This window comes from Streptomyces avermitilis MA-4680 = NBRC 14893 (genome assembly GCF_000009765.2).
Taxonomy (GTDB): Bacteria; Actinomycetota; Actinomycetes; order Streptomycetales; family Streptomycetaceae; genus Streptomyces; species Streptomyces avermitilis.
The window spans coordinates 8,497,109-8,517,628 of the sequence record NC_003155.5; the positions used below are offsets into that span (position 1 = coordinate 8,497,109).

The following is a 20,520-nucleotide window of genomic DNA, read 5'->3' on the forward strand; positions in this document are numbered from 1 at the left end:
CAGCCATGGTGCAACGGAGGCGGCCGGTCTACACCCGCTCAGCCGCGTTCTCGGCCTCGCCCGAAGCGGCGGGACCCGCGGCGGCGTCGAGGTCCGCGAAGAGCAGGTCTCCGTTGATCACGGCGCCCGCCCGGTAGCCGCCGCTCGCCGCGTTCACCAGCTGCTCCGCGAATCCGATCGCGTTTCCCGCCGCCCACACGCCGGGCACGGTCGTCAGGCCCGTCTCGTCGACCACCGGATACGTGCCGAACGGTGTCTCCCGCAGCTCGGCGCCCAGCCGGTCGAACAGGTCGGTGCGCGGGACGGCGCGGGGCGCGACGAACAGCACCGAGCGGTCCCGCGTCGTGCCGTCCGCGAGCCGCACCCCGGTGAGCCGGTCCTCGTCCACCTCCAGGCCCGCGACCTCGCCGGACACCAGGGTGACCCCGGCCGCGGCGAGCCGGCGCCGGTCGTCGTGCGTGAGCTCGTCCTCGCCGACCGTGTGCAGGAAGAGGGTCACGTCCTTGGACCACTGGCTGACCATCAGCGCCTGGTGCACGCTCATCGGCGTACTGGCCAGCACGCCGAAGGCCTCGTCGCGGACCTCCCAGCCGTGGCAGTACGGGCAGTGCAGCACGTCCCGCCCGAAGCGCTCGGCGACGCCCGGCACCGGCGGCAGCTCGTCGACCAGGCCGGTGGCGAGGACCAGCCGGCGCGCGTGCACCGTACGCCCGCCCGCGAGCGTCACCTCGAACGCGCCGACGCCGCCTCGGACCACGTCCACCACGCGGCCTTGGACCAGCTCGACGCCGTACCGCCCGATCTCCCGCCGCCCCTCGGCGAGGAACTCGGCGGGCGGCATGCCGTCCCGGGTCAGAAAGCCCTGCAGATGCGCGGCGGGCGCGTTGCGCGGCTCGCCGGCGTCGACGACGAGCGTGTGACGCCGGGCCCGGCCGAGGACCAGCGCCGCGGACAGCCCCGCCGCGCCGCCGCCGACGACAACCACTTCGTACCTCTCGGTCATGGTGACCACCTCCACGGAGAAGGTCGCCCGACCATGACGGTATTGACAAATGGCTTTGCCGATTCTGCAATATGGGCATGAGCGAGGAAGAGCAGAGCGAGGAAGAGCAGAGCGAAGAAGTGCAGACGGACGCGGTTCTGGCCGAAGTCGGGCCGCGGCTGCGGCGGATCCGGAAGGAACGGGGTGCCACGCTCGCGGGGCTGTCCGAGGCGACCGGCATCTCCGTGAGCACGCTCTCGCGCCTGGAGTCCGGGCTGCGCAAGCCCAGCCTGGAGCTGCTGCTGCCCATCGCCCGCGCTCACCAGGTGCCCCTCGACGAGCTGGTCGGGGCGCCGCCGGTGAGCGACCCGCGCGTGCGGGCCAAACCGATCGTGCGGCACGGCCGCACCCACTGGCCGCTCACCCGGCAGCCCGGCGGTCTACAGGCGTTCAAGGTGCTCGAACCCCAGCGCAAGCTCGAACCGGATCTGCGGACACACGAGGGCTACGAGTGGCTCTATGTGCTCTCCGGGCGGCTGCGCCTGGTCCTCGGCGAGCACGACGTGGTGCTCGGACCGGGGGAGGCCGCCGAGTTCGACACGCGGGTGCCGCACTGGTTCGGGTCCACGGGTGAGGGCCCGGCGGAGTTTCTGAGTCTGTTCGGGCCGCAGGGGGAGCGGATGCACGTACGGGCCCGTCCCACCCGTTCGTGACGCACGCGACTGTTCCCTGATGGGCAAGCGACCGCTTAGTATGCGATCGACCCCGGTCAGACGAGCAGTCCCGTGGAGGCCCCGCATGCAGGCATGGCAAGTGCACCAGAACGGCGAGCCGAGCGAGGTGATGCGCCTCGAGGATGTGGAGCGGCCGGTGCCCGGCGAGGGCCAGGTGCTCCTCAAGGTGCGGGCGGCGAACATCAACTTCCCGGACGCCCTGCTGTGCCGCGGGCAGTACCAGGTCAGGCCGCCGCTGCCGTTCACGCCCGGGGTGGAGATCTGTGGCGAGACCGAGGACGGACGGCGCGTCCTCGCGAACCCCGTGCTGCCGTTCGGCGGTTTCGCCGAGTACGCCGTCGCCGATGCCGCGGCCCTGCTGCCCGCGCCCGACGCGCTGGACGACGCCGAGGCCGCCGCCCTGCACATCGGCTACCAGACCGGCTGGTTCGGTCTGCACCGCCGGGCGCACCTGGAGGCGGGGGAGACCCTGCTCGTGCACGCTGCCGCGGGAGGGGTCGGCAGCGCGGCGGTGCAGCTCGGCAAGGCCGCGGGCGCCACGGTGATCGGCGTCGTCGGCGGGGCCGACAAGGCCGCCGTGGCCCGCGAGCTGGGCTGCGACGTCGTCGTGGACCGACGGACCGAGGATGTCATCGGCGCCGTGAAGGAAGCGACCGGCGGCCGCGGCGCGGACGTGATCTACGACCCCGTCGGCGGGGCGGCGTACACGCAGTCCACCAAGGTCGTCGCTTTCGAGGGGCGCATCGTGGTGGTCGGCTTCGCGAGCGGCACCATCCCGAGCCCCGCCCTGAACCACGCCCTGGTGAAGAACTACGCGATCCTCGGCCTGCACTGGGGCCTCTACAACACCAAGAATCCCAAGCTGGTCCAGCACTGCCACGAGCAGCTCACCGAACTGGCGACGCGCGGTGCGATCAAGCCGCTGGTCAGTGAGCGGGTGCCGCTCGGCGGCGCCGCCGCCGCCGTGCAGCGGGTCGCCGACGGCGTCACGACGGGCCGTGTCGCCGTGGTCCCCTCGCTCGAGAACGGAGCAACCGCATGACCGACGCTGCCGAACTGCGCCGCCTCACCCAGGAGTTGCTGGCCGCACATCCGCCGGAGACCACGGACCGGCTCGACTTCCTCAAGGACCGTTTCGACGCCGGACTCGCCTGGGTGCACTACCCGGAGGGACTCGGCGGGCTCGGGGTGCCGCGCACGCTCCAGGCCGTCGTGGACGCCGAACTGGAGGCCGCGGGCGCCCCCGACAACGACCCCCGGCGTATCGGCATCGGCCTCGGCATGGCCGCGCCGACGATCCTCGGCTACGGCACCGAGGAGCAGAAGCGGCGCTATCTGCGCCCGCTGTGGGCCGGCGAGGAGGTCTGGTGCCAGCTCTTCAGCGAGCCGGGCGCCGGGTCCGACCTGGCCGCGCTGGGCACGCGCGCCGTCCGTGAAGGCGACGAGTGGGTGGTCAACGGGCAGAAGGTGTGGACGTCCAGCGCCCACGTCGCCCGCTGGGCCATCCTCATCGCCCGCACCGACCCGGACGTGCCCAAGCACCGGGGCATCACCTACTTCATCTGCGACATGACCGACCCGGGCGTCGAGGTCCGGCCGCTGCGCCAGATCACCGGCGAGGCCGAGTTCAACGAGGTGTTCCTCACCGACGTCCGCATCCCCGACTCCCGCCGGCTCGGCGACGTCGGTGACGGCTGGCGGGTCGCGCAGACCACGCTGAACAACGAACGCGTCGCCATCGGCGGCATGCGGCTGCCCCGCGAAGGCGGCATGATCGGCCCGGTCGCCGGGACCTGGCGCGAGCGCCCCGAACTGCGCACCCACGATCTGCACCAGCGGCTGCTGAAGCTGTGGGTCGAGGCCGAGGTCGCCCGTCTCACCGGCGAGCGGCTGCGCCAGCAGCTCGTGGCGGGCCAGCCCGGCCCCGAGGGCGCCGGCATGAAGCTGTCGTTCGCCCGCCTCAACCAGGAGATCAGCGGGCTGGAGGTCGAACTCCTCGGCGAGGAAGGCCTGTTGTACGACGACTGGACGATGCGCCGACCCGAACTGGTCGACTTCACCGGCCGCGACGCGGGCTACCGCTACCTCCGCTCGAAGGGCAACAGCATCGAGGGCGGGACCAGCGAGGTCCTGCTCAACATCGTCGCCGAACGCGTCCTGGGCCTGCCGTCCGAGCCGCGCACCGACAAGGACGTCGCATGGAAGGACCTCGCCCGATGACCACGCGGAGCACGCAGCCGGATCTGCTGTACTCGGAGGAGGAAGAGGCACTGCGCGCCGTCGTCCGCGACCTCCTCCGCGATCACTGCGGGGCGGCGGACGTCATCGCCCGCACGGAGTCGGACGCCCCGCACGACCGCGCCCTGTGGAAGGCCCTGGCGGACGGCATGGGACTCGCGGGTCTCCTGGTGCCCGAGGCGCAGGGCGGCCAGGGTGCCTCGCACCGTGAAGCCGCCGTGGTCCTCGAGGAGTTGGGCCGCGCGGTCGCCCCCGTGCCCTACCTCACCAGTGCCGTCGTCGCCACCGAGGCACTGCTGGCCGGTGAGGGCGACGAGGCCGCGAAGCTGCTGGCCGCGCTCGCGTCGGGGCGGACGGTGGGCGCGCTCGCCGTCGCGCTGTCCGTCGCGCCGGGCGGAGCCTACCGGGCCGTACGCCATGAAGACGGCGCGCTGCATGGCGAGTTGACCGGCATCGCGGACGCGGCGGCCGCCGATGTGCTGCTGGTGCCCGCAGAGGACGGCGGGCTGTACGCGGTGAACGCCGACGACACGGCCACCGTCACGATCACTCCGCAGGTCTCCTTCGACCTCACCAGGCCGGTCGCCACGGTCACCTTCGAGGGAGCGCCGGCGCGTCGCGTGGGCGCCGCCGAGCCCGCCGTACGCCGGGCCCTGCGCGCCGGTGCCGGACTGCTCGCCTCCGAGCAACTCGGCGTGGCCGACTGGTGCTTGACGGAAACGGTGCGCTACTTGAAGGAGCGCAAGCAGTTCAACCGGCCCGTCGGCGGCTTCCAGGCGCTCAAGCACCGGCTCGCGCAGCTGTGGCTGGAAGTCGTCAGCCTGCGGGCGGCGGCGCGGAACGCGGCCGACGCGCTCGCCACCGGCAGCGCGGACAGCGACGTGGCGGTCGCCGTCGCCCAGGCGTACGCGGCCCCGGTCGCCGTCCGCACCGCGGAGGAGGCCCTCCAGCTGCACGGCGGCCTCGGCATGACCTGGGAACACCCGGTCCACCTCTACCTCAAGCGGGCGAAGGCGGACTCGATCGCGTACGGCACGGCGGGCGGTCACCGCGAGGCGCTGGCCGAACTGGTCGACCTCCGGGCCCCCTGACGCACACCCGGAAGAAGCCCGCCCCACCTGGGGCGGGCCTTTCGGTGTGCCCCGCCGCGACGAAGTGAACGCACGGCGGCGGTCCGGCCAACTCCGCGCACGGCCCTGCCCCTTGGGCTCGCGGGCGCCGCATACTCGCCGGTGTCCCGTACGGCACTTCCAGGGAGGCAGAGCATGGCCCTCACCACCCGTCGCAGAGCCCTCACCACCCTCGGCGCCGCCCTCGCCGGCTCCGTCGCGCTGCCCGCGCACGCACGAGCGAGCGAGCGGGGGCACGGCCCGCGCCCGCTGCGGCGCGCCCACGCGCACAACGACTACGAGCACCCGCGGCCCCTGTTCGACGCCCTCGGCCATCGTTTCGGCAGCGTCGAGGCCGACATCTACCTCGTCGGCGACCAGCTCCTCGTGGCCCACGACCCGGCGGACCTCGACCCGGCCCGCACCCTCGAATCCCTCTACCTCGATCCGCTGGCCGCCCGCGTCAGGGCCAACCACGGCTCCGTGTACCGGGGGTGGCGCACGCCCCTGCAACTTCTCATCGACATCAAGACCGAGGGCTCGTCCACCTACCTCGAACTCGACCGCCATCTACGGCGCTACCGCAACCTGTTCACCACGTACGCGCACGGCCGCGTGCACCCCGGCCCGGTCACGGCCGTGATCTCCGGCGACCGCGCGGCCCGTACGCCGATGGAGGCGCAGAGCGTGCGCCGCGCCTTCTACGACGGTCGCCTCACCGATCTCGGCAGCTCAGCCCCGGCCTCCCTCATCCCGCTGATCAGCGACAACTGGACGCTCAACTTCAGCTGGCTCGGGGCGGGCCCGTTCCCGGGCGCCGAGCGGCAGAAGCTGCGGGGCATCGTCGCGGCGGCGCACGCACGCCGGCAGAAGGTGCGGTTGTGGGCCACGCCCGATCGGGCGGGCCCGGACCGGGACGCGCTGTGGGCCGAGCTGCTCGCCGCGGACGTCGACTACGTCAACACGGACGACCTCGCGGGCCTGGAGGCGTTCCTCGACGCCCACGAGCGGCCGTAGACACCACACGTTCGGGGGACACGTCAGCCGCCCGGACGAACCCTCCGCTACGCGACACTTGCGGCCTAAAGCCGCGGTATCGACGTGGCGGAGGAGGTTCCGATGGCCATTTCCATCTCTGTGGTGCTGCTGCTTCTGATCCTTGTGGTGGTCTTCGTGCGCAACGGGGCACTGAAGTTGTCGCACTGCCTGATCTGCGTGTTGCTCGGGTTCTTCCTGGCCGGCTCCAGCATGGCCCCGACCATCCACAACGGCCTGCTGGCGACGGCGGACATCGTCAGCAGCCTGCACCCCTAGCCTGCGGGAGGCCAGGGATGCGGGCCGGACGGTGCCCGGTCACGTCCGGGTGAACACCCCGATGCCGTTCGGGACCGGCCGTTCGGCGCCGCCGCTCGGGTGGTTGCGTACGGTCACGGAGGTCGCCCCGGGAGCGCGGGCGACCAGCGTGGTCGAGCCGCCGCCGTCGAGGCTGAAGGCCTCGGTGGCACCCAAGCCGCGCATGACCGAGGCGACTTCGGCGATGGTCAGGCCGCTGCGGTAGGCGGCGGCGCCGTCGATCGCGAGGAGCAGCAGACGGCGGCCGGCGTCCTTGATGCCCACCGCGGTGCGTACGGCCGAGGTGACGGTGTCGAGGCCCGGCAGCGGCTTCCCCTGCCTCAGCACCGGGTATCCGCCGATCGCGAAGCTGTACGCGACCTGCGACCCGGCCGCCACCAGACGGTGCTCCACCGACACCTCCTCGCCCGTGGACAGCTTCCGCAACTGCTGCGCGCCTGCCTCGCGGCCGACCAGCACCGTGGTGCCGGCGGCGATCGGTCCGCTGCCGGGGGAGTCGGCGAAGGACACCACCTGGCCGTCCCTGACCGTCACTTCGTAGGTGTCCGTACTGCACGGCGCCGCCCGGTCGGTGTCCGTGCCGCACACGGCCCGGGCGCGCGAGACACTGCCCCAGTCCGCGGTGTACGCGCCGACCGAACCCTCCGGCAGCGCGTACTGGTTGAGCCCGCGGAGCGGCAGCTCTCCCGCCGCGGTGTCCACGGATCCTTCGAGGGCCAGGCGGTCGAGCCGGGCCCGGCGGTCGTCGCCGACGCCGAGCACGTCCTCGGTGGTCGTACCGGGCGGCAGCGCCGGCCCGAAGCGCTGGCCGTTCGGCACGGCTGCCTTGAGTGTGTGCCCGTCCGCGATCGCCGGACCGTCGGTCGAACCGGTCGCCTCGACCCCCGGGTGCTGGGTCTCGGTGATGTTGAAGAAGTCGCCGTTGATGCCCGCGAGCGCGCCCTGCGAGTCGGCGAGCCGTGAGACCGGGGCGCGGGCCGCGACGGCGCCCGGGTGCAGGAGGCCGACCCGCACCCGCGGATCGGCGAGATCGACGCTCAGGAGATGGGCGTGCGTCACTCCTCGGTCCGCCGGGATGTCGAACTGCGTGTACTCGACGCCCGGCGCGAGCGGGACGCTCCTCGGCGCGCCGCCGGCCGGCGCCGCTCCCGCCAGGGCCGCACCGGCCAGCGCGCTCCAGGCCGTGAGTACCGTCAGTACCGTTCTGAGCCGTCCGCCGCGACGCGTCACAGTCCCCCCTGATGTCTCGTCAACTGTCCCAGGAATCAGGGGAAGTGCACCAGATGTCGGTGGCCGGCGCGGTACCTAGGCGTCGACGACGCGGGAACGGATCAGAAAACGCACTCCTTCGGGTGCTTCGAGGGAGAAGCCGCTGCCTCGGCCGGGTACGACATCGACGATCAGCCGGGTGTGGCTCCACACCTCGTACTGGTTCCTCGACATCCAGAAGCCCACCGCCTCGTCGACGCCCTCGACCTCCAGCTCCGCGAGCAGCACGTCGGAGCCGCCGGTGCGGAACTCGCCGTCCGGATAGCACATGGGCGCGCTGCCGTCGCAGCAGCCGCCTGACTGATGGAACATCAGCGGTCCGTGGGCCGCCCGCAGCCGCCGCACCAGCTCGGCGGCGGCAGGGGTGAGCTCCACGCGCGGGACCATCTCCACGGTCGGATCCATGCCCTCAGCCGACCAGCCGCCACGTTGCGAGAAGGTTGCACGCGCGGGGCGGGGCGCCTTCAGGGCCGTACGAGGAGCTGGAACTCGAAGGCGTACCGTGACGCGCGGTAGATGTGGGTGCCGTATTCGACGGCGCGGCCGGTGTCGTCGTAGGCGGTGCGCCGCATGGTGAGCAGGGCGGCGCCCTCGTGCTCGTCCAGCCGCTCGGCCTCCTGGGCGGTCGCGCCGCGGGCGCTCACGGACTGGCGGGCGCTGTGCAGGGTGATGCCGACGGCGCGCATCATCCGGTACAGGCCGGTCGCCTCCAGCCGGGCGGTGCCGAGGTCCAGCAGGCCGGCCGGCACGTGGTTGGACAGGAACGCCACCGGCTGGCCGTGGGCGAGGCGCAGCCGTTCGATGTGGTGCACATCGCCGCCCTCGGCGAGGCCCAGGGCGGCCGCGACCTCGGCGGACGCCGGCTGGACCTCGTTGCGCAGCACCCGCGTCGCGGGGTTCTGGCCGGCGGCCTCCAGGTCGTCGTACAGGCTGCTGAGCTCCAGCGGGCGCTTGACCTGACTGTGCACCACCTGGGTGCCGATGCCCCGGCGGCGCACGAGCAGCCCCTTGTCGACCAGCGACTGGATGGCCTGGCGCACGGTGGGCCGGGACAGACCGAGCCGCCCGGCGAACTCGATCTCGTTGCCGAGGAGGCTGCCCGGGCCCAGCGCGCCGTGCTCGATCGCATGCTCCAGCTGCTGGGCGAGCTGGTAGTAGAGCGGCACCGGACTGTTGCGGTCGAGTGCGAAGTCGAGGCGTACGGGGGTGGCGGGGTTCCTGTGACGGGACATCAGGAGTGGCTGGGGAAGTTCAGGTTGATGGTCCTCATGGCGGGTCCTTTCGTGAGCCGGGAGGCAGGAGGAGTCAGAGGTGTCGGCGGCGTTCGGCGGTGTGCCCGTCGTAGGTCGCGCGGGCGTCCACCGCGGCCTCGCGGGAGGCCACCTCGGCGACGGGCACGTCCCACCACGCCTGTGCCGGGGGAGCGGTGGGCGCCGGGTCAGTTTCGACGTACACGCAGGTCGGCCGGTCCGAGGCGCGGGCCTCGGCGAGGGCGTCGCGCAGTTCCCGTACGGTCTTGGCCCGGATGACGTCCATGCCGAGGCTGGCCGCGTTGGCGGCGAGGTCCACCGGCAGCGGCGCGCCGGAGAAGGTGCCGTCCGCGGCCCGGTAGCGGTAGGCGGTGCCGAAGCGCTCGCCGCCCACGCTCTCGGACAGGCCGCCGATGGAGGCGTAGCCGTGGTTCTGGATCAGGACCAGGTTGACGGGCAGCGACTCCTGGACGGCGGTGACGATCTCGGTCGGCATCATCAGATACGTCCCGTCACCGACCAGCGACCACACGGGCGTGCCGGGGGCGGCCTGCTGGACACCGATACCGGCCGGGATCTCGTAGCCCATGCAGGAGTAGCCGTACTCCAGGTGGTACTGGCGCGGCGAGCGGGCTCGCCACAGTTTGTGCAGGTCGCCGGGGAGAGAGCCGGCCGCGTTGATGACCACGTCCGCGTCGCCCACGACGGAGTCAAGGGCGCCGAGCACCTGGGTCTGGGTCGGCACGGCGTTCTCGTCGTCGGCGCGGAAGGCGTCGGCCACGACCCGCTCCCAACGCTCCTTGCCCGAGCGGTACTCGGCCTCGTACGCCGCGTCCACACGATGGCCCGCCAACGCCTCGGCGAGCGCCTCCAGGCCCGCCCGCGCGTCGGCGACCAGGGGCCGGGCGGCGAGCTTGTGGGCGTCGAAGGCGGTGATGTTGAGGTTGACGAACCGCACTCCGGGGTTGCGGAACAGGGTGGCGGAGGCCGTGGTGAAGTCGGTGTAGCGGGTGCCGACACCGATGACCAGGTCGGCGGTGCGCGCGAGGTCGTCGCTGACCGCGGTGCCGGTGTGGCCGATGCCGCCGAGGTCGGCGGGGTGGTCGTGGCGCAGCGAGCCCTTGCCCGCCTGGGTGGAGGCGACGGGGATGCCGGTGGCGTCCACCAGCTCGCGCAGCGCCGTCTCCGCCTCGCTGTGGTGGACGCCGCCGCCCGCGACGATCAGCGGCCGCTCGGCGCCGCGGATCGCCCGGGCCGCCTCGGCCAGTTCGACCGGGTCGGGCGCGGGGCGGCGTACGCGCCAGACGCGCTCGGCGAAGAACTCCTCGGGCCAGTCGTACGCCTCGGCCTGCACGTCCTGCGGCAGGGCGAGGGTGACCGCGCCGGTCTCGGCCGGGTCGGCGAGGACCCGCATGGCGGCGAGCGCGGACGGGACGAGCGTCTCCGGGCGGGTGATCCGGTCGAAGTAGCGGGAGACCGGGCGCAGGGTGTCGTTCACCGACAGGTCTGCCTCCACCGGGTGTTCCAGCTGCTGGAGCAGCGGGTCCGCGGCGCGCGTCGCGAAGTAGTCGCCGGGCAGGAGCAGCACCGGGAGACGGTTGATCGTGGCCAGGGCGGCGCCGGTGACCAGGTTGGTGGCGCCGGGGCCGATGGACGTGGTGACGGCCTGGGCGGAGAGGCGGCCCAGCTGGCGGGCGTAGCCGACCGCCGCGTGCACCATCGCCTGCTCGTTGCGGCCCTGGTGGAACGGCATGGCCTGCTCGCCGGCTTCGAGGAGCGCCTGGCCGATGCCCGCCACGTTGCCGTGGCCGAAGATGCCCCAGGTGCCGGCGATCAGGCGGTGCCGTACGCCGTCGCGCTCGGTGTACTGCGCGGACAGGAAACGCACCAGCGCCTGGGCGACGGTCAGGCGGCGGGTGGACTGGTCCATGGGGACCTGGCTCATCGGGACCTCACTGGGACGGGGCGGTGTAGCGGGGGAGTCGGGGGTCCACGGGCTGATCCGGCCAGGTGGCGCGGATCCAGGCGTGGTCGGGGTGGTCGCGGATCAGCCAGTCGCGCTCGGCGCCGGGACCCGCCATCACGTTGAGGTAGTACATGTCGTGGCCGGGCGCCGCCATCGACGGGCCGTGCCAGCCGTCCGGGATGAGGACGGTGTCGCCGCTGCGCACCTCGGCCAGGACGTCGGTGCCCCGGCCGTGGCCGGAGGGCGAGACCCGCTGGTAGCCCAGGCCGGGCGTGCCGTCGTGGGCGGCGATCTCGAAGTAGTAGATCTCCTCCAGCTCGGACTCCTCACCGGGGCGGTGCTCGTCGTGCTTGTGGGGCGGGAACGAGGACCAGTTGCCTCCCGGCGTGATGATCTCGACGGCGATCAGCTGGTCGCACGCGAAACCCTGTCCGGCATCGCCCCCGGCGGGGACCGCCGCGGCGAAGTTGTTGACCTGGCGGGAGCAGGTGCCGGTGCCGCGCAGCTCGACCGGGACGGCGGCGGCGGGCCCGTAGCGGGCGGGCAGCCGCTCGGTGCAGCGGGCGCCGGTCAGCGCGAAGCGGCCGCCGCCGCGCGAGGCGAGGGAGACCTGGGCGTCGCGCGGCACATAGGCGAAGTCGCTGACCCCGCTGAAGACGCTCTCGCGCCCGGCCAGGCGGAAGGTCTCGCCGCCGACGGCCACCGTGCAGGACCCCGCCAGCGGCAGCACGATCCACTCGCTGTCGCCGGTGTCGAAGGAGTGCCATCCGCCGGCGGGCAGTTCCAGCACGCGCAGACTGGAGTGGCCCCAGCCGGCCGACTCGGGGGAGATGTCCACCGTGTAGGGGCCGTTCGCCGCCTTGCCCGCGGGGAGGTGGTGCGTGGTCGTCATGATGCCTTTCCTGGACCGGGTCGGTGATGTCAGAGCAGGCCGACCGCGGTGTCCACCGCCGTCGCCACGCCGCCGTCGGCGGGATACAGGAGTGAGCGGCCCACGACCATGCCCTGGACGGTGGGCAGCCGCAGCGCCTTGCGCCATCTCTCGTACGCGCCCTCCTGGTCCTCGCCGACCTCGCCGCCGAGCAGCACGGCGGGCAGGGTGGAGGCCTCGAGGACCTCGCCCATGTCGTCGGGATCCTCGGTGACCGGCAGCTTGAGCCAGGTGTACGCCGAGGTGCCGGCGAGGCCCGAGGCGATGGCGATGGAGCGGGTGACGGCCTCGGCGCCGAGGTCGTTGCGGACCGTGCCGTCCACCCGGCGCGAGATGAACGGCTCGACGAACACGGGGAGTCGGCGCGCGGCCATGTCGTCGATCGCGCGGGCCGTGGACTCCAGGGTCGCCGAAGACCCCTGGTCGGCGTAGTCGATGCGCAGCAGCAGCTTGCCCGCGTCGAAGCGGAGCCGCTCGATGTCCTCGGCGCGGTGCCCGGTGAAGCGGTCGTCCATCTCGAAGGACGCGCCGGCCAGGCCGCCGCGGTTCATCGACCCCATGACGACCTTGTTCTCCAGCACACCCAGGAGCAGCAGGTCCTCCAGGATGTCGGCGGTGGCCAGTACCCCGTCCACACCCGGCCGGGACAGCGCGACACACAGGCGCTCGAGCAGATCGGCGCGATGCGCCATGGCCAGCCCTCGGCCGCCCACGCCGAGCGCGCCGCGCGCCGGATGATCGGCCGCGACGATCAGGAGGCGGCCGCTCTCGCCGATCAGCGGCCGGCGCGTGCGGCGGCCGGCCGCTTCGGCGATGGCCTCCGGATGCCGGGCCCGCACCGTGGCGAGGTCGGGGATGCTGATGGTCAAGACAGGCTCCGTTCGGGGTGGCGGGTCATCCGCGCGCGACGAGGTCCTCGACCTCATCGAGGGTGGGCATCGCGGAGGAGCAGGCGAGGCGGGAGGCGACGAGGGCGCCGGCCGCGTTGGCGTAGCGCATGGTCCGCTCCAGCTCCCAGCCCGCCAGCAGCCCGTGGCAGAGCGAGCCGCCGAACGCGTCGCCCGCGCCGAGGCCGTTGACGACCTCCACCGGGACGGGCGGCACCTCGGCGGTGGTGCCGTCGCGGTGCACGGCGAGGACACCCTTGGGGCCCTGTTTGACGACGGCCAGTTCCACGCCCGCCTCGATCAACGCCTCGGCGCAGGCCCGGGGTTCGCGTACGCCGGTGGCGATCTCGCACTCGTCGAGGTTGCCGACGGCCACGGTCGCGTGGCGCAGCGCCTCGGCGTAGTACGGGCGGGCCGCCCGTGGGTCCTGCCAGAACATCGGGCGCCAGTCGAGGTCGAAGACCGTGGTGCCCCCCTTGGTGCGGGCCTTGAGGGCGGCGAGCGTGGCGGAGCGGCTGGGCTCCTCGCTCAGCCCGGTGCCGGTGATCCAGAAGATTCGGGCGGCGCGGAGGGCGAAGAAGTCGAGCTCCTCGGTGCGGATCTCCAGGTCCGGTGCCTTGGGCTGCCGGTAGAAGTACAGCGGGAAGTCGTCCGGCGGGAAGATCTCGCAGAAGGTGACCGGCGTCGGATAGGCGTCGACGGGGGTGACGAACCGGTCGTCGACGCCGAACTCCTCGAGCGCCTGGTGCAGATAGGTGCCGAACGGGTCGTTGCCGGTCCGGGTGATCACCGCGGTGGAGCGGCCGAGGCGTGCGGCGGCCACGGCGACATTGGCGGCGGAACCGCCGAGGAATTTCCCGAAGGACTCGACCTGCGGCAGTGGAACGCCCGGCTGTAGGGGGTAGAGGTCGACGCCGATGCGCCCCATAGTGATCAGGTCGAAAGTTTCAACGGAGTCTGGCATGCACGTCGCTCCTCATCGGGGGATGCGGGCACCCCGGGACCTGATGGCCTGGTGCGGTGTCTCCCAGGTGTAGGGCGCCCATCGGTCTTGTGTCAATAGTTTGTACGGACATTCGGACCTGCTAGTGAAATGATGTCTTAACAAAGTATTGACAGGTGGGTGCAACAGGGACTTGTATCGCGTCCCAACGAAGCAGCCGCGTCATCGGCACATGATCTGGGCTTCCCGTCCAGGCCCCCGGCTCGGGTCCTGTGCCCGGAGCACTCCGCTCCCTTTCCCTCTGGTCGCACAGTGAGGTGCTGGAAAGATGGACCGCACGTTTTACCCCCGCTCCCGCAGGATCGCCCCGCTCGTCGCGGCGGCAGCCGCCTCCGCGCTGCTCGTCGCGGGCTGCTCCAGCGGCTCCGGCGGCAAGAAGGCCGAGGAGGGCGGGAGCGGCGCCTCCGCCGGCAAGGCCAACACGCCCCGTATGACGGTCGCGTTGGTCACCCACCAGGCGCCCGGCGACACGTTCTGGGACATCGTCCGCAAGGGCGCCCAGGCGGCCGCCGCCAAGGACAACATCAAGCTGGTCTACTCGGCCGACCCGAACGCGGGCAACCAGGCCAACCTGGTCCAGAACGCGATCGACCAGAAGGTCGACGGCATCGCGATCACCCTGGCCAAGCCGGACGCCATGAAGAGCGTCGCGGCAAAGGCGGAGAAGTCCGGCATACCCGTGGTCGGGCTCAACTCGGGGTTGAGTGACTGGAAGTCGCTGGGCCTGATGGAGTTCTTCGGGCAGGACGAGGGTGTGGCGGGCGAGGCCTTCGGCAAGAAGCTGAACGAGGTCGGCGCCAAGAAGGCCGTCTGTGTGGTCCAGGAGCAGGGCAACGTCGGGCTCACCCAGCGCTGCGCCGGCGTGAAGAAGACGTTCAAGGGCACGACGGTGAACCTGTATGTCAACGGCACCGACATGCCGTCGGTGAAGTCGACGATCACCGCCAAGCTCAAGCAGGACAGTTCCATCGACTACGTGGTCGCGCTCGGTGCCCCGTACGCCCTGACCGCGGTGCAGTCGGTGAGCGACGCGGGCAGCAAGGCCAAGATCGCCACCTTCGACCTCAACAAGGAACTGACCAGCGCCATCAAGAAGGGCGACATCCAGTTCGCGGTCGACCAGCAGCCGTACCTTCAGGGCTACTTGGCGGTCGACTCCCTGTGGCTCTACAAGAACAACGGCAATTACAGCGGCGGTGGTGAGCAGCCGGTGCTGACCGGCCCTGCCTTCGTCGACAAGACCAACGTCGAGACGGTCGCCGAGTTCGCCGCGAAGGGCACTCGGTGATCTGAATGACTCAAGCAACGGCACCGGCGACGAGTCCCTCGTCGCCGGCCTCGCCGGCCGCCCCCAAGGACGGCCGTACCGGCGAACGCTCGTTGGGGCGGCGGCTGCTGGCCCGCCCCGAGGTCGGCGCGCTGATCGCCGCCGTCGGTGTGTACGTGTTCTTCTTCGCGGTGGCCCCCTCCTTCCGCGACGCGAGCGCCCTGTCCACCGTGCTCTACCAGGCGTCGGTGATGGGCATCATGGCGCTGCCGGTGGCCCTGCTGATGATCGGCGGCGAGTTCGACCTGTCGGCGGGTGTCGCCGTGACGACCTCGGCGCTCACCGCCGCCATCCTGAGCTTCCAGCTGACGATGAACGTGTGGACCGGCGTCTTCGTCGCGCTCCTCGTGTCCCTCGCCGTCGGCGCGTTCAACGGCTGGCTGCTGATCAAGACCGGCCTGCCCAGCTTCCTGGTCACGCTGGGCTCGTTCCTGGTCCTCCAGGGCGCCAACCTGGCGGTCACCAAGATCTTCACCGACAACGTCGCGAGCGACTCGATCGCCGACATGGACGGCTTCGAGCAGGCCAAGAAGGTCTTCGCCTCCGAGTTCGACATCGGGGGAGTGAGCTTCAAGATCACCATTGTCTACTGGCTGGTGTTCGCCGCCGCCGCCACCTGGCTGCTGCTGCGCACCAAGTTCGGCAACTGGATCTTCGCGGTCGGCGGCAACAAGGACAGCGCCCGCGCGGTCGGCGTCCCGGTCGGCCTCACCAAGATCGCGCTCTTCATGGGCGTCGGTGCCGGCGCCTGGTTCGTCGGCATGCACCTGCTGTTCTCGTTCAACACCGTGCAGTCCGGCGAGGGCGTGGGCAACGAGTTCCTGTACATCATCGCCGCGGTCATCGGCGGCTGTCTGCTCACCGGCGGCTACGGCTCCGCGATCGGCCCGGTCATCGGCGCCTTCATCTTCGGGATGGTGTCCCAGGGCATCGTCTACGCCAACTGGAACCCCGACTGGTTCAAGGCCTTCCTGGGAGCGATGCTCCTCGTCGCCGCCCTCGTCAATCTGTGGGTCCGCCGCCAGGCGACCCGGAGGTGATCTGATCCCATGACAACCAACGGAACCCCGCCCGACGGAACCCCCGTCGAGGAGACCGGGCCCGCGGACGCCGAGCCGATCGTGGAACTGCGCGGCGCAGGCAAGTCGTACGGCAACATCCGCGCCCTGCACGGCGTTGACCTGAGCGTCCGCCCGGGCCGGGTGACCTGCGTCCTGGGTGACAACGGCGCGGGCAAGTCCACCCTCATCAAGATCATCTCAGGGCTGCACCAGCACACCGAGGGCGAGTTCCTCGTCGACGGCGCACCGGTGCACTTCAACACCCCCCGCGAAGCCCTCGACCGCGGCATCGCCACCGTCTACCAGGACCTCGCCACGGTGCCGCTGATGCCGGTGTGGCGGAACTTCTTCCTGGGCTCCGAGCTGACCCGCGGCCCCTGGCCCGTGCGCCGCCTCGACATCGCCCGCATGAAGCGGACCGCCGACGACGAACTGCGCAACATGGGCATCGTCCTCGACGACCTGGACCAGCCCATCGGCACCCTCTCCGGCGGCCAGCGCCAGTCCGTGGCCATCGCGCGCGCCGTCCACTTCGGCGCCCGCGTCCTCATCCTCGACGAGCCCACCGCCGCCCTCGGCGTCAAGCAGTCCGGAGTCGTACTGAAGTACATCGCCGCCGCCCGCGACCGCGGTCTCGGCGTCATCTTCATCACCCACAACCCCCACCACGCCTATATGGTCGGCGACCACTTCAGCGTGCTGCGCCTCGGCACCATGGAACTCAACGCCGCCCGCAGCGAGGTCAGCCTCGAGGAGCTGACCAACCACATGGCCGGCGGTGCCGAACTGGCCGCGCTCAAGCACGAGTTGGCGCAGGTCCGCGGCGTCGACGTCGAGGGGCTGCCGGATGCGGACGACCTCCAGGCACCGGTGGCGGCCGCTTCCGAAGGGACTTCCTGACATGACCCCTGCCCTGGACCGCATCCGGGTCGGATCGGCCCCGGACTCCTGGGGTGTCTGGTTCCCGGACGACCCCCAGCAGGTCCCCTGGCAGCGCTTCCTCGACGAGGTCGCCGAGGCGGGCTACCAGTGGATCGAGCTGGGCCCGTACGGCTATCTGCCGACCGACCCCGCCCGCCTCACCGACGAGGTGGCCCGGCGCAACCTCCAGGTGTCGGCCGGCACGGTCTTCACCTCGCTGCACCGGGGACCGTCCGTGTGGGACGCCACCTGGGAGCACGTCGGGCAGGTCGCCGCGCTCACCCGGGCGATGGGCGCACGGCACCTCGTGGTGATCCCGTCCTTCTGGCGCGACGACAAGACCGCCGAGATCATCGAGCCGCCGGAGCTCACGGGCGAGCAGTGGGCCCATCTCGCCAAGGGCATGGAGCGGCTCGGGCACGAGGTCAAGGAGACCTACGGCCTCGACATCGTCGTCCACCCGCACGCCGACACGCACATCGACACCGAGGCCCATGTCGAGCGCTTCCTCGACTCGACCGACTCCGGACTGGTCAACCTGTGCCTGGACACCGGGCACTACGCCTACTGCGGCGGCGACAGCGTCAAGCTCATCGAGACCTACGGCGAGCGCATCGGCTATCTGCACCTCAAGCAGGTCGACCCCGACATCCTCGCCGAGGTGCGCGCGGGCGAGGTCCCGTTCGGGCCCGCCGTGCAGCGCGGGGTGATGTGTGAACCGCCGTCCGGCGTACCCGAGTTGGCGCCGGTCCTGACGGCGGCGCAGCGCCTCGGGGTGGAGCTGTTCGCCATCGTCGAGCAGGACATGTACCCCTGCCCGCCGGACCAGCCCCTGCCGATCGCCCGGCGCACCCGCACGTTCCTCCGCTCCTGCGGAGCCTGAACCCCCCGAAGGGACCACGCCCACCCACGCCTGGATCTCGCGGTCGTGGGCGTGCCTGCCGCCTGCCGCCTGGCGGGGCGGGCGGGCCCGAGAGCCGACGGAGCCGTCGTCGCGCGAGGATTTCACGCCGGTCTTCCGGCCTCCTCGCGTCGACGACGGCTCCGTCGTGTTGCCGCGTGGTCCGCACCAGGGCGCGCGGTGTCGGCTCCGCGCCCGGGCACCCGACCGTCAGGGCGTCGGCACGTCCACCCAGGCGCGGCTCTCCGCGGACGCGGCCATGGCCTCCAGCACCGCGGCACTGTGCACGGCGTCCGGCAGCGTGGCCCCGTACGGTGTCTCCTCCGCGATCGAGCGCAGGAAGCGGTACGCCTCGATGACCTTCAGGTCGTCGTAGCCCATGCTGGTCGCCGCTCCGGGCTGGAACGCGCCGTACTCGCCATGGCCCGGGCCGACGTGGACGGTGGTGAGGGGCTGGTCCTGGTAGGAGGTGCCGCGGCTGACGCCCAGCTCGTTCATACGGCGGAAGTCCCAGAAGACCGCGCCCCTGGTGCCGTGCACCTCGAAGCCGTAGTTGTTCTGCTCGCCGACCGAGACGCGGCACGCCTCCAGGACACCGCGGGCGCCGGAGGCGAAGCGCAGCAGACAGGAGACGTAGTCCTCGTTCTCCACCGGACCAGGCTCGCCCCCCGTGGCGAGGGTGTGGCCGGCGGTCGCCCCCGTGGGGCGGGCCCGCTCGGGTACGAAGACCGCGGTGTCGGCGGTGAGCGACGCGATGTCGCCGAGCAGGAACCGGGCCAGGTCGACTCCGTGCGAGGCGAGGTCGCCGAGCACGCCGCTGCCGCCGCGCTCGCGCTCGTAGCGCCAGGTCAGGGCGCCATGGGGGTGGGCGGCGTAGTCGCTGAAGAGCCGGATGCGGACATGGGTGACCGTGCCGATCTCGCCGGAGGCGATGAGCTCGCGGGCGGTCTCGACGGCAGGTGCGTTGCGGTAGTTGAAGCCGACCGTGCCCTGGACGCCGGCCTTGGTCACCGCGTCCGACACCGCGCGGGCGTCCTCCAGCGTGAGACCCACCGGCTTCTCGATCCAGATGTGCTTGCCCGCCTCCGCCATCGCGACGCCGATCTCGCGGTGCAGGAAGTTCGGCGCGGTGATGCTCACCGCGTGCACCCGCGGATCCGCGGCCACCTCGCGCCAGTCCCGGGCGGTACGCGCGAACCCGAACTGCGCGGCGGCCTCCTCGGCCCGGCCCGGCACCTCCTCGGCGACCGTCACCAGCTCCGGGCGCACGGCCAGCTGCGGGAAATGGTGCAGCACCCGGGCGTACGCCTGGGTGTGCACGCGCCCCATCCAGCCGAAACCGACGACCGCGACGCCGAGGGGACGGCGTGCGGCTCCACTGCCCTCGTTCTCCATGAGCCACCTTCTTTGGACCGGTCCAAAATCGCTCAGCCCACCCTGTGTGGACGGAAGAGGCAGTGTCAACACCTTTGACAGCGTCAAATTCACTCTGCGAAAGTGCGAGTCTCTGTCGAGACGCGATGTGGAACGGTCCAAGAGATGTCCGAGGCGCAGTCCGAAGGCCGGCCGACGATCCGTACGGTCGCCGAGCGCGCCGGCGTGTCCAAGTCTCTGGTCTCCCTGGTGCTGCGCGGCTCCGAGCAGGTGCGGCCCGAGAAGCGGGAGGCCGTGCTGCGGGCCATGGCGGAGCTCGGCTACCGGCCGAACGCCGCGGCTCGCAGCCTCAGCGAGCAGCGCACCCGCACGGTCGGTGTCCTCCTCAACGACCTGCGCAACCCCTGGTTCGTCGACCTGCTGGACGGCCTGAACTCACTGCTGCACGACAACGGCCTGCACATGATCCTGGCCGACGGGCGCCTCAACCGCCGTATCGGCCAGGACCTCACCCGCCCGTTCCTGGACCTCCAGGTCGACGGACTGATAGCCGTCGGCACCCTGCCCGACCCGGCCGCGCTCGGCACGGCTGCCGCGCGGATCCCGGTGGTCGTCGCGGGCACCCGCGAACCCGTGCTCCCCGGCGTCGACGTGGTCGCGAACGACGACGAGCACGGGGCGCGGCTGGCCACCGAGCACCTCATCGGACTCGGCCACCGCGCCATCGCGCACATCGCGGGCTACGGCGCCGTCGGCGACCTGCGCCGACGCAGCTTCGAGGCCACGATGCACGCACACGGGCTGGCCGACGACGCGCTCGTGGAGCCCAGCGACATGACCGAGGAGGGCGGCTACCGCGCCACCGTGCGGCTGCTCAGCGGCCCCCGGCGCCCCACCGCGGTCTTCGCCGTCAACGACATCGCCTCCGTCGGCGCGCTCTCGGCCGCCGACGAACTCGGCCTGCGGGTACCGCGCGACCTGTCCGTGGTCGGATACGACAACACCAGCATCTCCCGGCTGCGGCACCTGTGGCTCACCACCGTCGACACCGCCAGCCACGACGTCGGCAGACGCGCCGCCCGCTGCCTCCTGGACCGCTTCACCGACCCCGGCCGCCCCGCCGGGGTACACCTGTCGACGCCGACCCTGGAGATCCGCCGCACCACGGCGGCGCCGAGTTGAGCTGCTGACGGGCATCGGGGCCGCGATCGACG

20 protein-coding genes are annotated in these 20,520 nt (G+C 71.8%); 11 read left to right on the forward strand and 9 right to left on the reverse strand.

Going from position 1 to position 20,520, the window contains the following annotated elements:
* Positions 1-28: 28 nt before the first annotated feature.
* Entirely contained in the window at positions 29-1,003 is a 975-nt protein-coding gene (locus SAVERM_RS36660; RefSeq protein ID WP_037647047.1) for an NAD(P)/FAD-dependent oxidoreductase, read from the reverse strand.
* Between the two features lie 71 nt (positions 1,004-1,074).
* Here SAVERM_RS36660 and SAVERM_RS36665 point away from each other — a divergent pair, with 71 nt between their 5' ends.
* From SAVERM_RS36665 to SAVERM_RS36690, 6 genes are all read left to right on the forward strand, one after another.
* Positions 1,075-1,695, forward strand: coding sequence for a helix-turn-helix domain-containing protein (locus SAVERM_RS36665; protein ID WP_010988533.1), 621 nt, complete (start codon positions 1,075-1,077; stop codon positions 1,693-1,695).
* Between the two features lie 85 nt (positions 1,696-1,780).
* On the forward strand, positions 1,781-2,758 hold the full coding sequence (locus tag SAVERM_RS36670; RefSeq protein ID WP_037647048.1) for an NADPH:quinone oxidoreductase family protein: 978 nt from the start codon (positions 1,781-1,783) through the stop codon (positions 2,756-2,758).
* Positions 2,755-3,936, forward strand: coding sequence for an acyl-CoA dehydrogenase family protein (locus SAVERM_RS36675; protein WP_010988535.1), 1,182 nt, complete (start codon positions 2,755-2,757; stop codon positions 3,934-3,936). The genes SAVERM_RS36670 and SAVERM_RS36675 overlap by 4 nt, the downstream gene beginning before the upstream one ends.
* Complete coding sequence (locus SAVERM_RS36680; protein ID WP_010988536.1) at positions 3,915-5,045, forward strand: acyl-CoA dehydrogenase family protein; 1,131 nt, start codon at positions 3,915-3,917, stop codon at positions 5,043-5,045. The genes SAVERM_RS36675 and SAVERM_RS36680 overlap by 22 nt, the downstream gene beginning before the upstream one ends.
* A 174-nt stretch (positions 5,046-5,219) precedes the next feature.
* Positions 5,220-6,080, forward strand: a complete 861-nt coding sequence (locus tag SAVERM_RS36685) for a phosphatidylinositol-specific phospholipase C/glycerophosphodiester phosphodiesterase family protein (RefSeq protein ID WP_010988537.1) — start codon at positions 5,220-5,222, stop codon at positions 6,078-6,080.
* A 102-nt stretch (positions 6,081-6,182) separates the two neighbouring features.
* The gene (locus SAVERM_RS36690) at positions 6,183-6,377 is read left to right on the forward strand and encodes a hypothetical protein (protein ID WP_010988538.1); all 195 of its coding nucleotides are present in this window, start codon (positions 6,183-6,185) and stop codon (positions 6,375-6,377) included.
* A 39-nt stretch (positions 6,378-6,416) separates the two neighbouring features.
* On the opposite strand, the gene SAVERM_RS36695 is transcribed toward SAVERM_RS36690, so the two are convergent.
* From SAVERM_RS36695 to iolC, 7 genes are all read right to left on the reverse strand, one after another.
* Entirely contained in the window at positions 6,417-7,646 is a 1,230-nt protein-coding gene (locus SAVERM_RS36695; RefSeq protein ID WP_010988539.1) for a phosphodiester glycosidase family protein, read from the reverse strand.
* A 75-nt stretch (positions 7,647-7,721) separates the two neighbouring features.
* Positions 7,722-8,090 (reverse strand): DUF779 domain-containing protein, encoded by a 369-nt coding sequence (locus tag SAVERM_RS36700; RefSeq protein ID WP_010988540.1) that lies wholly within the window; start codon positions 8,088-8,090, stop codon positions 7,722-7,724.
* A 59-nt stretch (positions 8,091-8,149) separates the two neighbouring features.
* Positions 8,150-8,917: a GntR family transcriptional regulator gene (locus SAVERM_RS36705; RefSeq protein WP_010988541.1), complete on the reverse strand. Its 768-nt coding sequence runs from the start codon at positions 8,915-8,917 to the stop codon at positions 8,150-8,152.
* Positions 8,918-8,990: 73 nt separating this feature from the next.
* Positions 8,991-10,865, reverse strand: a complete 1,875-nt coding sequence (gene iolD, locus SAVERM_RS36710) for a 3D-(3,5/4)-trihydroxycyclohexane-1,2-dione acylhydrolase (decyclizing) (RefSeq protein WP_037647050.1) — start codon at positions 10,863-10,865, stop codon at positions 8,991-8,993.
* A gap of 22 nt (positions 10,866-10,887) precedes the next feature.
* On the reverse strand, positions 10,888-11,793 hold the full coding sequence (iolB, locus tag SAVERM_RS36715) for a 5-deoxy-glucuronate isomerase (protein ID WP_010988543.1): 906 nt from the start codon (positions 11,791-11,793) through the stop codon (positions 10,888-10,890).
* Between the two features lie 29 nt (positions 11,794-11,822).
* Positions 11,823-12,701 (reverse strand): Cgl0159 family (beta/alpha)8-fold protein, encoded by an 879-nt coding sequence (locus tag SAVERM_RS36720; RefSeq protein WP_010988544.1) that lies wholly within the window; start codon positions 12,699-12,701, stop codon positions 11,823-11,825.
* Between the two features lie 25 nt (positions 12,702-12,726).
* Positions 12,727-13,683: a 5-dehydro-2-deoxygluconokinase gene (iolC, locus tag SAVERM_RS36725; RefSeq protein ID WP_010988545.1), complete on the reverse strand. Its 957-nt coding sequence runs from the start codon at positions 13,681-13,683 to the stop codon at positions 12,727-12,729.
* A gap of 307 nt (positions 13,684-13,990) precedes the next feature.
* On the opposite strand from iolC, the gene SAVERM_RS36730 reads away from it, so the two are divergent.
* Genes SAVERM_RS36730 through SAVERM_RS36745 form a run of 4 tightly spaced genes read left to right on the forward strand, consistent with a single transcriptional unit; the run spans position 13,991 to position 17,914 of the window.
* Positions 13,991-15,010: a sugar ABC transporter substrate-binding protein gene (locus tag SAVERM_RS36730; protein WP_010988546.1), complete on the forward strand. Its 1,020-nt coding sequence runs from the start codon at positions 13,991-13,993 to the stop codon at positions 15,008-15,010.
* Positions 15,011-15,015: 5 nt separating this feature from the next.
* On the forward strand, positions 15,016-16,089 hold the full coding sequence (locus tag SAVERM_RS36735) for an ABC transporter permease (protein WP_010988547.1): 1,074 nt from the start codon (positions 15,016-15,018) through the stop codon (positions 16,087-16,089).
* A 9-nt stretch (positions 16,090-16,098) separates the two neighbouring features.
* Positions 16,099-17,010 (forward strand): ATP-binding cassette domain-containing protein, encoded by a 912-nt coding sequence (locus SAVERM_RS36740; RefSeq protein WP_010988548.1) that lies wholly within the window; start codon positions 16,099-16,101, stop codon positions 17,008-17,010.
* A gap of 1 nt (position 17,011) precedes the next feature.
* Complete coding sequence (locus tag SAVERM_RS36745; protein WP_010988549.1) at positions 17,012-17,914, forward strand: sugar phosphate isomerase/epimerase family protein; 903 nt, start codon at positions 17,012-17,014, stop codon at positions 17,912-17,914.
* Positions 17,915-18,142: 228 nt separating this feature from the next.
* On the opposite strand, the gene SAVERM_RS36750 is transcribed toward SAVERM_RS36745, so the two are convergent.
* Entirely contained in the window at positions 18,143-19,327 is a 1,185-nt protein-coding gene (locus tag SAVERM_RS36750; RefSeq protein ID WP_010988550.1) for a Gfo/Idh/MocA family protein, read from the reverse strand.
* A 144-nt stretch (positions 19,328-19,471) separates the two neighbouring features.
* Here SAVERM_RS36750 and SAVERM_RS36755 point away from each other — a divergent pair, with 144 nt between their 5' ends.
* On the forward strand, positions 19,472-20,488 hold the full coding sequence (locus SAVERM_RS36755) for a LacI family DNA-binding transcriptional regulator (protein WP_010988551.1): 1,017 nt from the start codon (positions 19,472-19,474) through the stop codon (positions 20,486-20,488).
* Positions 20,489-20,520 lie beyond the last annotated feature (32 nt).

Bases quoted from the DNA above. Each gene is read 5' to 3' on its own strand.
- SAVERM_RS36670 (WP_037647048.1), top strand. From the start codon at position 1,781: ATGCAGGCATGGCAAGTGCACCAGAACGGCGAGCCGAGCGAGGTGATG.
- SAVERM_RS36660 (WP_037647047.1), bottom strand. From the start codon at position 1,003: ATGACCGAGAGGTACGAAGTGGTTGTCGTCGGCGGCGGCGCGGCGGGG.
- SAVERM_RS36740 (WP_010988548.1), top strand. From the start codon at position 16,099: ATGACAACCAACGGAACCCCGCCCGACGGAACCCCCGTCGAGGAGACC.
- SAVERM_RS36750 (WP_010988550.1), bottom strand. From the start codon at position 19,327: ATGGAGAACGAGGGCAGTGGAGCCGCACGCCGTCCCCTCGGCGTCGCG.
- iolB (WP_010988543.1), bottom strand. From the start codon at position 11,793: ATGACGACCACGCACCACCTCCCCGCGGGCAAGGCGGCGAACGGCCCC.
- iolC (WP_010988545.1), bottom strand. From the start codon at position 13,683: ATGCCAGACTCCGTTGAAACTTTCGACCTGATCACTATGGGGCGCATC.
- SAVERM_RS36690 (WP_010988538.1), top strand. From the start codon at position 6,183: ATGGCCATTTCCATCTCTGTGGTGCTGCTGCTTCTGATCCTTGTGGTG.
- SAVERM_RS36680 (WP_010988536.1), top strand. From the start codon at position 3,915: ATGGAAGGACCTCGCCCGATGACCACGCGGAGCACGCAGCCGGATCTG.
- SAVERM_RS36755 (WP_010988551.1), top strand. From the start codon at position 19,472: ATGTCCGAGGCGCAGTCCGAAGGCCGGCCGACGATCCGTACGGTCGCC.
- SAVERM_RS36685 (WP_010988537.1), top strand. From the start codon at position 5,220: ATGGCCCTCACCACCCGTCGCAGAGCCCTCACCACCCTCGGCGCCGCC.
- SAVERM_RS36730 (WP_010988546.1), top strand. From the start codon at position 13,991: ATGGACCGCACGTTTTACCCCCGCTCCCGCAGGATCGCCCCGCTCGTC.
- SAVERM_RS36735 (WP_010988547.1), top strand. From the start codon at position 15,016: ATGACTCAAGCAACGGCACCGGCGACGAGTCCCTCGTCGCCGGCCTCG.
- SAVERM_RS36665 (WP_010988533.1), top strand. From the start codon at position 1,075: ATGGGCATGAGCGAGGAAGAGCAGAGCGAGGAAGAGCAGAGCGAAGAA.
- SAVERM_RS36705 (WP_010988541.1), bottom strand. From the start codon at position 8,917: ATGTCCCGTCACAGGAACCCCGCCACCCCCGTACGCCTCGACTTCGCA.
- SAVERM_RS36745 (WP_010988549.1), top strand. From the start codon at position 17,012: ATGACCCCTGCCCTGGACCGCATCCGGGTCGGATCGGCCCCGGACTCC.
- SAVERM_RS36700 (WP_010988540.1), bottom strand. From the start codon at position 8,090: ATGGATCCGACCGTGGAGATGGTCCCGCGCGTGGAGCTCACCCCTGCC.
- SAVERM_RS36675 (WP_010988535.1), top strand. From the start codon at position 2,755: ATGACCGACGCTGCCGAACTGCGCCGCCTCACCCAGGAGTTGCTGGCC.
- iolD (WP_037647050.1), bottom strand. From the start codon at position 10,865: ATGGACCAGTCCACCCGCCGCCTGACCGTCGCCCAGGCGCTGGTGCGT.